12 protein-coding genes are annotated in these 13,166 nt (G+C 61.6%); all 12 read right to left on the bottom strand.

The features are described from left to right. Position 1 precedes the first annotated feature (1 nt). The 12 genes from ACGHP1_RS12670 to ACGHP1_RS12725 all read right to left on the bottom strand — a co-directional run bounded on the left by ACGHP1_RS12670 (position 2) and on the right by ACGHP1_RS12725 (position 13,048). Positions 2 to 1,339 carry a cobyrinate a,c-diamide synthase gene (locus ACGHP1_RS12670; RefSeq protein ID WP_390509553.1) on the bottom strand — a complete coding sequence of 446 codons (1,338 nt, stop codon included), beginning with the start codon at positions 1,337 to 1,339 and terminating at the stop codon, positions 2 to 4. Beyond that, a complete protein-coding gene (gene cbiE / locus ACGHP1_RS12675) occupies positions 1,336 to 2,532 on the bottom strand; it encodes a precorrin-6y C5,15-methyltransferase (decarboxylating) subunit CbiE (RefSeq protein WP_154256021.1) in 1,197 nt (398 codons plus the stop codon). Before cbiE ends, ACGHP1_RS12670 begins: the two co-directional genes overlap by 4 nt. After that, entirely contained in the window at positions 2,520 to 3,266 is a 747-nt protein-coding gene (gene cobK / locus ACGHP1_RS12680; protein WP_097781490.1) for a precorrin-6A reductase, read from the bottom strand. Before cobK ends, cbiE begins: the two co-directional genes overlap by 13 nt. Further along, complete coding sequence (gene cobJ / locus ACGHP1_RS12685; RefSeq protein ID WP_390509554.1) at positions 3,263 to 4,030, bottom strand: precorrin-3B C(17)-methyltransferase; 768 nt, start codon at positions 4,028 to 4,030, stop codon at positions 3,263 to 3,265. Before cobJ ends, cobK begins: the two co-directional genes overlap by 4 nt. Then, positions 4,023 to 5,018, bottom strand: coding sequence for a cobalt-precorrin 5A hydrolase (locus tag ACGHP1_RS12690; protein WP_390509555.1), 996 nt, complete (start codon positions 5,016 to 5,018; stop codon positions 4,023 to 4,025). Before ACGHP1_RS12690 ends, cobJ begins: the two co-directional genes overlap by 8 nt. Then, positions 5,015 to 5,776 carry a precorrin-4 C(11)-methyltransferase gene (cobM, locus tag ACGHP1_RS12695; RefSeq protein WP_097775026.1) on the bottom strand — a complete coding sequence of 254 codons (762 nt, stop codon included), beginning with the start codon at positions 5,774 to 5,776 and terminating at the stop codon, positions 5,015 to 5,017. Before cobM ends, ACGHP1_RS12690 begins: the two co-directional genes overlap by 4 nt. Positions 5,777 to 5,780: 4 nt before the next feature. Continuing rightward, positions 5,781 to 6,485 carry a precorrin-2 C(20)-methyltransferase gene (gene cobI, locus ACGHP1_RS12700; RefSeq protein ID WP_097781487.1) on the bottom strand — a complete coding sequence of 235 codons (705 nt, stop codon included), beginning with the start codon at positions 6,483 to 6,485 and terminating at the stop codon, positions 5,781 to 5,783. Continuing rightward, the gene (cbiD, locus tag ACGHP1_RS12705; protein ID WP_390509556.1) at positions 6,473 to 8,425 is read right to left on the bottom strand and encodes a cobalt-precorrin-5B (C(1))-methyltransferase CbiD; all 1,953 of its coding nucleotides are present in this window, start codon (positions 8,423 to 8,425) and stop codon (positions 6,473 to 6,475) included. The genes cobI and cbiD overlap by 13 nt, the downstream gene beginning before the upstream one ends. After that, positions 8,422 to 9,441 (bottom strand): FecCD family ABC transporter permease, encoded by a 1,020-nt coding sequence (locus ACGHP1_RS12710; RefSeq protein WP_390509558.1) that lies wholly within the window; start codon positions 9,439 to 9,441, stop codon positions 8,422 to 8,424. The genes cbiD and ACGHP1_RS12710 overlap by 4 nt, the downstream gene beginning before the upstream one ends. Positions 9,442 to 9,471: 30 nt before the next feature. Continuing rightward, complete coding sequence (locus tag ACGHP1_RS12715; protein WP_390509559.1) at positions 9,472 to 10,611, bottom strand: ABC transporter substrate-binding protein; 1,140 nt, start codon at positions 10,609 to 10,611, stop codon at positions 9,472 to 9,474. Positions 10,612 to 10,837: 226 nt separating this feature from the next. Then, on the bottom strand, positions 10,838 to 11,698 hold the full coding sequence (locus tag ACGHP1_RS12720) for an iron transporter (protein WP_390509561.1): 861 nt from the start codon (positions 11,696 to 11,698) through the stop codon (positions 10,838 to 10,840). 117 nt (positions 11,699 to 11,815) lie between these two features. Then, on the bottom strand, positions 11,816 to 13,048 hold the full coding sequence (locus ACGHP1_RS12725) for a sirohydrochlorin cobaltochelatase (protein WP_097776334.1): 1,233 nt from the start codon (positions 13,046 to 13,048) through the stop codon (positions 11,816 to 11,818). Positions 13,049 to 13,166 lie beyond the last annotated feature (118 nt).

Genomic DNA, 13,166 nt, shown 5'->3' on the forward strand with positions numbered 1-13,166 from the left:
GTCATCCTTTTGTTTTGCTGTATCGTTCTGCCGCGCGCACAAAGCGGCCCGGCAGGGGCGTGCCCGCCCAGTATAAATGCGGGAAGCCCGCATAGAAATTCTCGTTTGCAAAGCCGCATTCCCACTGCATTTTCTCGTTTTTACGGGCCGTAAATGCAGTGCCGTTTGCGGTGGAATCCCAGTGGTGGAATTCGTGGATGGGCAGCGTTTCTCCGGCGCAGAAGAGCATACTGTCTGCCTTGGCGGTCATTTCGGCATAGCCAAAGCGCACCAGCCTTCCCACCCGGATGCCATCGCCCGGCAGAACGTCTGCCATGGGCCACGCCTTACCGTCGGCATCCTCAAGGCTCCGGCCCAGATACAAAAAGCCGCCGCATTCGGCCGCTGTGGGCAGGCCCGCCTGCACGGCCTGCCGGATGGAAGCCAGCATGGTTTTGTTTTCACTCAGAGTTTTGGCGTACAGCTCCGGGTAGCCGCCGGGCAGATACAGCCCGCCTATATTTTCCGGCAAAACCGCATCCTGCACCGGGCTGAAAAGCACAAGCTCCGCCCCGGCATCCCGCAGTGCGTCCAGCGTTTCGGCATAGGTAAAGCAGAACGCCTCGTCCTTTGCCACCGCAATGCGGACGGATGTGGGTGCAGCTGCTCCCGGCAAAGCTTCCGGCGCAGGCTTTTCGGTCAGCACGGCAAGGCGCTGCCAATCCAGCACCAGTGCATCGGCCAGCAGAGCGATCTTTTCCTGCAGGTCGGCAATTTCATCTGCAGTCTTCAGGCCGAGGTGTCGGCTTTCTACCGCTGCCTGCGGCAAATGGGGCAGATAGCCCAGCACCGGCAGGCCGGTCTCCCTTTCCAGCAGGGCCTTGAGCATTTTATACAGCTTTTCGGAACAATCATTGAGCAGGATGCCCGAAACATGGCTGTTTTTGCGGAAGTTCATAAGGCCCTGAATTTGCGCGGCCAGCGTCACGCTGGCCCCTCCGGGCTGCACCACCAGCAGCACCGGCAGGCCCAGCGTATCCGCCAGTTCCCAAGCGCTGGCACGGGTGGTCAGGCCCTGACCATCATAAAAGCCCATAGCGCCCTCGCACACGGCGGCACCATGCCCGGCGGCATAGCGGGCAAAAATGGCCCGCACCATATCCCTGTTGGAAAGAAACAGATCCAGATTGTGACTGTCCACCTGCAGAGCCGAGCGGTGGAACATGGGGTCGATGTAGTCCGGCCCGCTTTTGAACGCACAGGGGTCGGCCCCGCGCTTTTTCAGCGCCGCCAGCACTGCACAGGCAACAGTGGTCTTGCCGCTGCCGGAAGAAGGCGCTGCGATGAGGAATTGCATCATTTGCGTGTACCCGTAATGAGGAAGATGGGGTTATTGGCCATGAGCAGGTGCAGTCGGCCCGCCGGTTTTGTGCGGCTGACGGCGATCTGCGTTACCTCTGCGGTCAGGCCCCGGGCCGTGAGGGCGGCAATGGCAGCGCCCAGCGTTTCCAGCGCAATGGCCGAAATGCAGATGCGTGCGTTCGGATTCTTGCCGAGCACTTCATCCAGCACGGCTTCCATGCCGCCTTTGGTGCCGCCGATGAACACGGCATCCGGCGCAGGCAGGTCTGCCAGCACATCCGGTGCGCGGCCCTCGATGAGGATGAGGTTGCAAGCATGGAACTTTGCCCGGTTTTTACGGATCAGTTCACAGGCATCCGGTTCACACTCCACGGCGTAAACGCGGCCTTTGGGTGCCGCCAGCGCAAGCTCCACGCTCACACTGCCGGTGCCTGCACCCACATCCCACAGAGTGTCGGTGGGCATTACCGCCAGCTTTGCCAGCGCAGCAGCGCGCACCTCCTGCTTGGTCATGGGCACCTCGCTCCGGATGAAGCTTTCGTCCGGGAAGCCCGGCGCACGCAGCTGCGGCAGATCAAAGTTTTCCACCAGAAGCACGCTGAGTGGTGCAAAGCTCTGCCCCGCCAGCTCTGCAGCAGAGCCGTAGCGGATGGCTTCCGCCTCGGTGCCAAGGTTTTCGCCCACCACGCCGTGGGCTTCGCCCATACCGGCATCGGTCAGCTTCTGGCACAGAGAGGCGGGCGTTTCAGTGCCGCCGGTGAGGAAGAACACCGAACGGTTCATCATGCACTCGGCCACCGGGTCGCAGGCGCAGCCATGGGCCGAGACCAGCTTCCAGTCCTGCCACGGTCGGCCCAGCGCCGCTGAAAGCAGCTGGATGCTGGAAACGCCCGGATACACCCGCGCGGGGATGCCCAGCACCCGCAGCGGCGTGAGCAGACCGGACGCACCGGAGTAAAATCCGGTATCGCCGCTGTAAAGCACGGCAGCATCCTGCCCAGGGTTTTGTGCCAGCGTTTCCAGAATGTCAGCGGGCTGGTAGAGCGCGAACTGCCGGGCCGTGCAGTCTGCAGGCAGGCCCGCCAGCAGCCGCTTTGCACCGAACACAAGGCCCGCGCTGCGCACAGCCTGCTGTGCCTGCGCCGAAAGGGCTTCCCATTTTCCGCTGCCCATGCCGATCAGTGTGACCATTGCAAAATCTCCTTGCAATACGCTAAAATTTGTGTTTCCGTCTCGCCAGTTTCCGGCGGGCGGCGCAGCACCACCAGCTGTGCGCCGGTATCGGCAGCGGCCTGCACCTTCTCGGCAAAGCCGCCCGCTGCGCCGCCGTCCTTGGTGACGAGGTACCGGATCTGGAACTGTGTTATCAACGCCTTATTCAGCGCCAGACTGAACGGTCCCTGCATGGCAATGATGTTCCGGTGCGGGACATTGGCTGCTTCACAGGCGGCAATGCCCTCCGGCGTGGGCAGGACGCGCGGGTAAAGCCGCGCCGGTTCCAGCCCGGCAAACACAGCCAGCTCCTTGGCACCGGTGGCAAGCAGGATATTGCCCTCTGTCCCGGCCAGATATTCTGCAGCCTGCGCTGCTGTTTCAAACACCGCACAGCCGGGCGGCAAGGGGCTTTGCGCACGCAGCAGGCGGCGGTATTCCACGCCCGCCTGCACCGCTGCAGCGCGGATATTCCTGGTGGCATCCACTGCATAAGGGTGGGTGGCATCCACGCAGAGATCAGCTCCCGCCAGCAATGCCGCCATGGCATCCGGCTGCAGCCGCCCGGCGTGCACCGTGATGCCCGCCATTTCGCCCTGCTCCTCGGCCCCCAGCGGCGTTGCCACGCACACCGTTACCGCAACGCCAAGCTCTGCCAGCTTTTTGGAAAAGCGACGGCCCTCGGTGGTGCCGCTGAACACGACCGCCTTCACTTACGGTACCCCCGCGGCGTGACCATCCGGCCCGAAAGGGCGCGGGTATTGCTGTTGCCGATATACACGGTGGTGAACATATCCACCGGCGTGTTTTCCAGCTCGGCCAGCGTCAGCACCCGGGCGCTCTGGCCCTCGCGGCCAATGTTGCGCACAAGGCCGCAGACGGTATCATCCGCCTTGCCGTTTGCGCGCAGGATGCGCACTGCCTTTTGCAGGTAGTCCGGCCTGCCCTTGGAGGAAGGATTATAGAGTGCAACACAGAAATCTCCCTGCGCTGCGCAGGCCAGCCGCTTTTCGATGACCTCCCACGGGGTAAGCCGGTCGGAAAGGGAGATCACGCAGAAATCGTGGGCCAGCGGCGCGCCCAGCACAGCCCCGCCGCTGAGGGCGGCCGTAAGGCCGGGCACCACTTCTACGGCAACGTCCGGGTAATCCTGCGCCAGTTCCAGCACAGGGCTGGCCATGCCGTAAACGCCTGCGTCGCCGCTGCACACCATCACCACGCGCCTGCCGGTATCCGCCTTTTCCAGCGCCCAGCGGCAGCGGTCGATCTCCTTGGTCATGCCGGTGGAATAATATTCCTCACATGGGAACTCCGGCTCGATCAGATCAAGATAAAGTTTATAGCCGCAGATGGCATCTGCGTGTTCCAGAACGTTCTGGGCTTCCTGCGTCAGGTAGTAAACATCTCCGGGGCCAATGCCCACCACGTAGACTACCTTTTCCGGTTCGTCGATCTCAAATTCCATCGGGTCAAACATTCTGCCACCTCCAGTCCGGGGCATAGGGCCGCACGGCCAGTGCAAAGGTCACGCCGGTATGGGCATATTTGTGAAAAACGAGTGTCCCGCCTGCGGCCAGCACTGCCGACCGTTCACAGACATTGTCCACGCCGGTAACGCTCTGCACAAAGGCCGAAGGCGTAAAGCTGCCGGGGGCGGCACGCAGCTGTTCCGCTGTGAAAAACTGCACCGGCCAGCTGTGGCTCTTACAGAAGGTCAGCAGGCCCGCCTCGTTTTGTTTTAAGTCGATGCTTGCCGCCGCCGTGATGCATTGCGGCGCAAGGCGGTTCTGGGCACAGAAAGCTGCAAAGGCTTCGGCCAGCGTTTCGGCGCTGGTGCCGCGTTTGCAGCCCACGCCCAGCACGCCGATGCGCGGCACCAGATGCAGCGCATCCCCCGCCGGGCAGAGGGTGAGGGCAAAGTCCGGGGCATCTCCCGCCGTGATCCCATCAGGCGGTGCACCCGCAATGGGCCAGTCGGATGCAAACTGCACCGTTTTGCCCGCCAGCAGTGCACCGCTGACAAGCTTGATGCGCTCCGGCTCCAGCACGGTGCAGTTCTGGTGCTTTGCCCACTCGTCCACCGCAAACACACCGTTTGCGTCGGTGGCTGTGGTGATCACCGGCACCGCACCGCACACAGCGGCAAGCGCCCGGGCAAGGTCGTTGGCACCGCCCAGGTGGCCTGAGAGGATGGGCACGGCAAAGCGGCCGCACTCGTCCAGCACCACAACGGCAGGGTCCTGCGCCTTGCTTTGGCAGTGGGGCGCAATGGCCCGCACCGCAATGCCCACAGCACCTACAAAAACAAGGGCATCGCTCCCGGCAAACTGGCGGGCCGTCCAATCGGCAAGGTGCACCTGCCCGGCTTCATGGCCGCAGCGGGTCACACTGCCGGGATATGCCGCCGCCAGTTTTTGGGCCAGTGCAAGGCCCTTTGCCGTAAAGGCCAGATAGGCGCGGGTCACTGGTCTGTCCCCTTGCGGAACTCGGTGGTAAAGGCCGGGTCGTAGAGCTTGCTGCGCTCATAGTTCCGGCCCAGAAAGCCGCCTGCCACGATGAGCGCCGTTTTGGTGATGCCCGCTGCATGAACGCTTTCCGCCAGCGTACCTACGGTGCAGCGCACCGTTTTTTCTTCCGGCCATGTGGCCTTATACACCACCGCTGCCGGGGTATCCGGCGTATAGGCACCGCCTGCCAGAAGCGCCTGCTGTACTTTGTCCACAAGGCCGATGGATAGGAAAATGACCATCGTTGCCCCGTGGGCGGCAAGGCTTGCCAGCTTTTCTTTTTCCGGCACCGGGGTGCGGCCCTCCATGCGGGTGATGATGACGGTCTGGCTCACGGTGGGCAGCGTGTACTCTGCATTCAGTGCCGCCGCTGCACCGCAGAAGCTGGACACACCGGGGGTATCATCGTAGGGAATGCCCTCGGCGTCCAGCACGTCCATCTGCTCCCGGATGGCACCGTAAAGGCAGGGGTCGCCGGTGTGCAGGCGCACGGTGATCTTACCCGCAGCTTCCATCTGCCGCATCACATCCAGCACCTGCTCCAGCGTCATTTCAGCGCTGTTATAAATGGCGCAATCTGCCTTTGCAAGGCCCAGCAGGGCCGGGTTCACCAGACTGCCCGCATAGATGATGCAGTCGGCTTTCTGAAGCAGGGCCGCGCCCCGCCGGGTGATGAGGTCCGGTGCGCCGGGGCCTGCACCAACAAAATGTACCATAACGTTACTCCTTTACCAAAACGGTGGCAAAATAACCGGCCTGTTCCTGCGGCCGCTCAAGGGAAAGATCCGGGTAGACCCGCTCGTCCGGCAGACCGCAGTTGCACACAAGTGCGCTTTTTTTCAGCTTATCTGCCTGCTGCAGGGTATCCAATAAGACAGGCAATTGCCTGCCGGCTTTCATCAATACCTTGGTGCCGGGCATTTCCAGCACGCGGTCTGTCCAGCCGCCGGGCGCAATGGTAAGCGGCGTATCCATGCCGCCGGTCAGCGGCACATTCAGCCGCGCCGCCGCTGCACAAAAGCTGGGCACGCCTGCCGCCATGGCGGTGGCATAACCCCCGGCCTGCAAGATCTCCTGCAGGTAACCAAAGGTGGCATAGATGGAAACATCACCGATGTTCAGCATGGCAACATCCTGCCCGGCATCCAGATACTGCCGCACCGCGGCGGCGGCTTTTTCGTGCGAAGCCGCCAGCGCGGCCGGGTCACGGCTCATGGCAAAGTACAGCGGGACGATGGTCTTGCCGTCCAGCGCTTCTCCCAGCGCACTGCGGGCGATGTCCAGCGCCAGCATCTGGCCGGAAGCAGTCTGCGGCGCGGCCAGCACCGGGCACTGCCGGATGAGCCGCACAGCCTGCAGCGTCATCAGCTCCGGGTCGCCGGGGCCGACGCTGACACCGTAAAATGTACCTTTCAGTTCTGCCATTCCTGCATCAGCTCCTTTGCCGTTTTTGTCTCGCCCAGCGGGCCGTGCTGGTTGGAGAACAGCACCGCGCCCACCCGGAAGGCCCCGCCTGCCCGTCGGTCCAGATGCATCTGGATGGCGGCAAGGATGCTTTCCAGCACCGGTGCACGCAACTGCGCGCCGTCCAGAATGTCAAGGCAGGCATCGGTGGTGGCGGCATCCATCAGGGCGGCGCACACCTCATGCGCGGCACCGCACAGCGCCGCATGGGCGCAAAACACTTCAGCGCGGCCATCCGCCGTGTGGGAGTGGGTGTTCATGACCCCTGCCGCCAGCTTGCAGAGCTTGCCCACATGGCCTACCAGAAGCACTTCCTCAAATTTGGCCGTGGCAGCCATATCCAGCGTATCCCCGATGAAGTTGGAGGTCTTGACCACCGGGAACCGCTCGAACTGCGGCAGAGCGCTGGCCAGATAATCCAGCCCGTAGTTACCGGGGGCCAGCACCAGCCGCCGGGGGCCGGGGGCATTTTTTGCGCGCAGTGCGGCCTGATTCATTTCCAGCTGGATGGTATCCAGAATGGCCTGCTGGCTCATGGGTTCCACGATGCCGCTGGTGCCCAGAATGGAAAGCCCGCCCTCCACCCCGATGTGCGGGTTGAAGGTGCGCTTTGCCGTCTCGGCACCGCCTTCCACAGAGATGGTCACCGCAAAGCCGCCGGTGTAGGCAGCATTTTCAGCTTCCCGTTCCAGCGCTTCGGCAATCATCCGGCGGGGCACATGGTTGATGGCGGCTTCCCCTACGGGCTGGTCAAGGCCGGGCTTCGTCACCCGGCCCACCCCCTCGCCGCCAAAGATGCGCACGCCGGGGGCATCCGGTTCCAGCACCACCGATGCAATCACCGGCAGGCCCGTGGTCACATCCACATCGTCGCCGCCGTCCTTGCGGATGGCACATGCGGCACCTGTGTCCGTGCTGCGGCACCAGAGGGGAGCCACCTCCACCACAATGCCCTTGGGCGTGCGCAGAGCCACCGTTTCCGGTTCGCGGCCGGTCAGCAGCAGACGCGCCGCCCCTGCAGCCCCCAGCGCGGCACAGGTGCCGGTGGTATAGCCGCAGCGCAGCAACTTCTGCCCGCTGCGGACGTAATGCTCAAACTGAGGTTTTCCGGCGGGTGCCTTTTCGGCTTCCGGCTCCGGTGTGCCGAACAGAGCCGTGTACTGCTGTTCGGTCAGGCCGTACAGGGCGCGGATGTTCTCCGGCTGAAACGCCTGTTCCGGGGTCAGCACGCCAGAAACACCGCCGGGCGAAACACACACCACCGTATCCGCTATTTTTTCGGCCAGCTCCAGCTCGTGCAGGCTCAGGATCACCGCCAGCTTTTGGGTGTGTGCAAGCGTTCCGAGGATGGTGAGCAGTTCAATTTTGCCCTTGATATCCAGAAAAGAAGTCGGCTCGTCCAGCAGGATCACTTCCGGCTGCTGGCACAGTGCCCGGGCCAGCAGGATGCGCTGGCGCTGGCCGTCGCTGATGCGGTTAAAATCCCGGTCTGCAAGGTGTGCTGCGCCCACCAGCTCCAAAGCTCTGTGCACCTGCTGCCTGTCCTCGGCAGACAAAATGCCCAGCCGTCCGGTGTAGGGATAGCGCCCCGCCGAAACAAAGTCAAAGCAGGTGGTCAGCTCCATCCGGCGGCTGTGCGGGGCCATGAGGGCCAGCTTCTGCGCCCGCTGGGTACCGGTGTAATCGGCAAGGTTTCTGCCTTCCAGCAGCACCGTGCCGCCCATGGGGGCCAGCTGGCCCGCCAGCGTTTTGAGCAGGGTGGATTTTCCTGCGCCGTTCGGCCCGATCAAGGTCAGGATCTGCCCCGGCTGCACCCCGAGGCAAATATCCGAGAGCAGCGGTGTCTTGCCATAGCCGATGGCAAGCTCCCGCGCAGTGCAAAGTGCTTTTTCGTTCATCATGCGCCCTCCCGCTCTGAATTGCGCCGCACCAGCAGCCAGATGACCACCGGCGCGCCGAACACGGCCGTGACCGAGCTGATGGACAGCTCCGTGGGCGCGAACAGACTGCGGGCCAGCAGGTCGCAGAACAGGCAGAAAGCCGCACCGCCCAAGCAGCACCCCGGCAGCACATACAGCGGCTTTGCGCTGCCCAGCAGCTGCTTGACAAGGTGCGGCACCGCGATGCCTACAAAGGAGATTGGCCCCGCAAAGGCGGTGACACAGGCCGCCAGCAGGCTGGAAAGCAGCACCAGCGCTGCCGAGAAAGGCTTGACATTCACGCCCACGCTGCGGGCATATGCTTCGCCCATCTGGTAGGCGGCCATGGGCTTGGAAAGCAGAAAGGATGCCGCCAGCGCCGGCAGCACCACCAGTGCCGCAGCCTGCACATTGGCCCATGTCACGCCGGAAAAGCTGCCCTGCGACCAGTTGTGCAGATTGACGATGTTGGAATCCTGCGCAAAGGCCACCACGATATCGGTGATGGCGGAGCAGATATAGCCGATCATCACACCGCAGATGACCAGAATGCTCATGCGCTGCACCCGCCGGGCCACCGCCAGCACAAAGGCCATGGAAGCCATGGCACCCGCAAAGGCAGCCGCGATCATCGTGGCCGAGCTGGTCAGCATCCCGCGGTCCAGAAACACCACCATGGTCAGGGCCACCGCCAGCTTTGCGCCGCTGGAAACGCCCATAACAAATGGCCCGGCAATGGGGTTTGCAAAAAAGGTCTGCAGAAGGTATCCCGCTGCGCTGAGGGCTGCCCCCAGCAGCGCCGCCATGACCGCGCGGGGCAGGCGCAGCTGCAGGATGATGTTCCCCGCAAGCGCATCGCCGCCCTTGCCCAGCAGCGCCGTCAGCACCGAACCCGGTGCAAGGGATACGCTGCCCCAGAACAGGTTCAGCGCAAAAAGCACAGCCACGGCTGCCGCAAGGGCAATATAGGCGGCTGCAAGGCGTCTGGTACGGGTCATAGGCTTTCCTTTCTGTAAAATTTTCCTTCTTTAATCCACATGGGTGAGGAATTTCAGGGTACTGGCGGCAGGTGTGCCCTTGGTAAACACCCGGTTCATGTCCACGATCAGGTCTGCCAGCTCCATGCTCTGCTGGAACAGGCTCTGGGTGGTGCACCACACCTGCCCTTCCTTCACCGCTTTGAATTCGTTCAGCAGCGGAAAACGCTCGGTCAGCTGGCTCACCGATGCGATCATGCCCTCGATGGCGCTGTTGTAGATGAGCACATCGGCATCCTTTGCACCTGCATAGAAGTCCTCAAGCGGCAGGTTCATGGTAGCGAGGCTGTTGCCATTGTCCGTCAGGTCCGCAAAGACATAGCTGCCGCCCGCCATTTCGATCATGCGGGCCACATAGTCACTGCCCTTGCGCACAGTGGCAAGGTTGTTGGTGGTCAGCGAGAAGAAGGCGCAGCTTTTTCCCGTGGGTTTCTGCGAGAGGATGGGCTGAACGGCTGTCTCCTGCGCGGAAAACACCTGCTCGGCCTGTTCTTCCCTGCCCAGCAGGATGCCGTAAAGCTTGATCCACTCCATGCGGGCCAGCGGGTCGCTCTCGTAGCTGGAACGCTCCACCAGCACCGGGATGCCAAAGTGCTCCAGCTGCTCCTTTACCTCCGGCGTGTGAAGGATCATGGTATTCTCAATGGCAAGGCGGCAGCCCGCTGCCAGGATCTGCTCGTAATCCGGGGCGCTGTACTTGCCTGCATACGCGATTTTTCCCTCTTCCATGGCCTGCTGCACCGCGGGCAGATACCAGCCCTCGGCCTTGGTGCCGGAAAAGGCCACGCTGTCCAGTGCGTCCAGATGCAAAAGCAGATCCATCACCGAGGTGGAGACCAGATAAATATTCTCCACCGGCTGGCGCAGCACAGTCACATCAGCAGGCAGACCGTCCACCTCCGCAGCATCTTCCGGCACAACAAGGAACCGTGCATCCGACTCCGCGATGGTCAGCATGGTATAGCCGCCCTCATAGCAGTCCGCTGTGAACTGCCGTGCATAGTCCAGCTTGTAATGATGGGAGAAAACAAGACTTTCCATATTGGCAGGCTGAGCCTTGCTGCCGCAGCCGGTCAGCGTCAGCGCCGCAGCGGAGATCAGTTTCAGAAATTGGTTGCGAGTGATTTTCATTCAAATATCCGGACGTTTGTCGTTCCGACCCCTCTTGTGAAAAGGCGTTTGGAGCGGCCCTGCGGTTGCGCAGCAATGAAAGCCCCAGTGGGTCTTTCAAGCAGGCGAGCGATCTGCGATAGCAGATGGAAGGGCTTTGCCCTGACAAGCGTCGGGGCCGCGACAAACGCGAAATAAAAAATTGATTTTCCGCTGAGTATGCCCAGAGCGTGAGCGGAGGGCATTCTCAATCGTTAGCCTTCAGACTTGCAGAATCAAAGGTCAGCGTATACTCGATCTCGTGGGGGGTGCTCATGGCAACGGTGTCGGCGGTGACATCCAGTGCGGTATCCAGCGCCGATACCGGAATTTCAAAGGTGGAATTTCCCTCGGTGTTGGTGGGCAAATACTTCTCGCCGTCCACGATCATATAATCATAATTGGGGCTGCTCCACACGATGGTTGCAGTCATTTTGCCGTCAGCCACGGTCAAAGCGGCGGGGCTTTCTACAGTAGCACGGCCGGAGCCGCCTTCCAGCGTCACCTCACAGGTGTAGGTGCCGTCTGCCGGGGTCTCGGCTTCCGCAGCCTTTTCCACGGCATCACGCACGCTGACGATATGGTCGTACCACTTGCCCTTGGTGCCCAGAATGGCAAGGTCAAAGTCCGTATCCACAGCAGTGACCGGAATGTCAAAGCCGTACACCTCCTCCGAGGTGCCGTCGGAATAGGTGACGGTATCTGTGGTGGGCTGCAGCCAGTCGGCCTCGTGGTCGGCGGCATCGGAAGCCTTGCCCAGATACAGGTTGACGATATGGGTGGAAGCAAGGCTGACATGGAAGGTCATCTGGCCGTTCTCCACGGTCAGGGTGCCCTTGCCGTCGCAGGCTTCGTTGGCGTGGAACATGCTGCTGTCGGTGTCAAACACGGCGGTATACACACCATCCGGCAAAGCGGCGGTCTCAGCAGCAGAAGAAGCCACAGAGGATGCCGCCTCGGAAGAAGCAGCACTGGAAGCTGCAGAAGATGCCGTGGAAGAAGCGCCGCAGCCCACCAGCAGACTCAGTGCCAGAGAAGCAGCGACAACACAGGAAAAAACGCGTTTCATAGGAAATACCTCTACATTATAAAAAATCAGCTTTTATTATACCATTGTTCAGATAAAAAATGAACCCTCTCCACCGGATGCCGCAAAGCGGCCGCGAGACGGAGAGGGTTCGTTTGATCAACCGTTCAGAGAATCGATCGCCGCCTTGGTGTGGGCGACATACAGCTTCTGGACATCCTCGATCTCACCCAGACCAGCGATCTGGCAGTCGATGCTGTCGAAAGCACCGGAAGCCTTGAACTGGCTCAGCCAGGAGTCGGCATCCTCACCGGCCATATCGTTGTTGGCGTGATCGCCGGCAACCACCATCAGCGGGCGCAGAATGACCTTGGTGTAGCCCGCAGCCTTAACAGCCTCGATCACGTTCTCGCAGGCAGTCTCTTCCGGCTTGCCCTCAACGGTGCCAATGAACACATTGTCGTAGCCCAGAGTCTGCATAGTGGTCTGCATCTGGCTGTAGCTCACCTTTGCGGTGTGCGAGGTGCCGTGGCCCATAAAGACAAAGGCGACCTTGTCCGCAGCAGCGGCATCCAGACTGTCGTAGCCGGCTTCCTTCACGGCAGCAGCGGTGACAGCCTTGGCAACGTCTTCCTTATCCTGATTGATGATGGTGGCATCGGAACCGACCTCGCCCAGCAGGGGCTCAGCCACAGCGACAGATTCAAACTTGTCGCGGTAGGTGTCGATCATTTCCATCATCTCGTCGTACTCAGCACCGTGCATCAGGTGGGTGGGCTGGACGACCAGATTCTTCACGCCGTTTTCCACAGCGCGGTCCATGGCCTGCTGCATGTTGTCGATCTTTTCGCCGTCACGAGCCTGCACATGGTTGATGATGATCTGTGCGGTGAATGCGCGGCGCACAGACCAATCCGGGTATGCGGCCTGCAGGGCATCCTCGATGCCCTTGATGTCCTTCACGCGGCTGTCGTTGAAGGAGGTGCCGAAGGAGACCACCAGCAGCTCGTTGTCGCCAATGTCGTCCTGATTGCGGGCATCGTCCTTGGAAGCATCGCCGGTGTCACGGCCAAAGTAGTCGGGGTCGGCATTCTCACCTTCCACCAGTTCCTTCTGGGTGTCGGTCAGGGCATCCCATGCAGCCTTGGCGGCTTCGCACTGGGCATCGGTATCCTCATTGCGCTCCTGCACATAGATGGCATCGATCAGGTCTGCCACGTTCTTTGCTGCCATTTCGTCAGCCTCCTCGCTGCTCGCTTCGCTGGAAGCAGAAGACGCAGCGGTGCTGGATGCAGTGCTGGAAGCAGCACCGCCGCAGCCGGTGAGCACGCCGGCGCACAGAGCCAGAGCCGTAACAGCTGCGGCCAGCTTTTTGGTTTCGATCTTTCTCATTGTTCTTGTCCTTTCCTGCTGGATAAATTGCGGTTTGAACCAAACAAAGGGTACAGGAAAGAAAGATGAAAGAAGAGGCCCTTCTGTCCTGCGGATGGCATGACAAAAAGACCTCTGT

Source organism: Faecalibacterium sp. i21-0019-B1 (assembly GCF_042852915.1).
Classification (GTDB): Bacteria; Bacillota; Clostridia; order Oscillospirales; family Ruminococcaceae; genus Faecalibacterium; species Faecalibacterium taiwanense.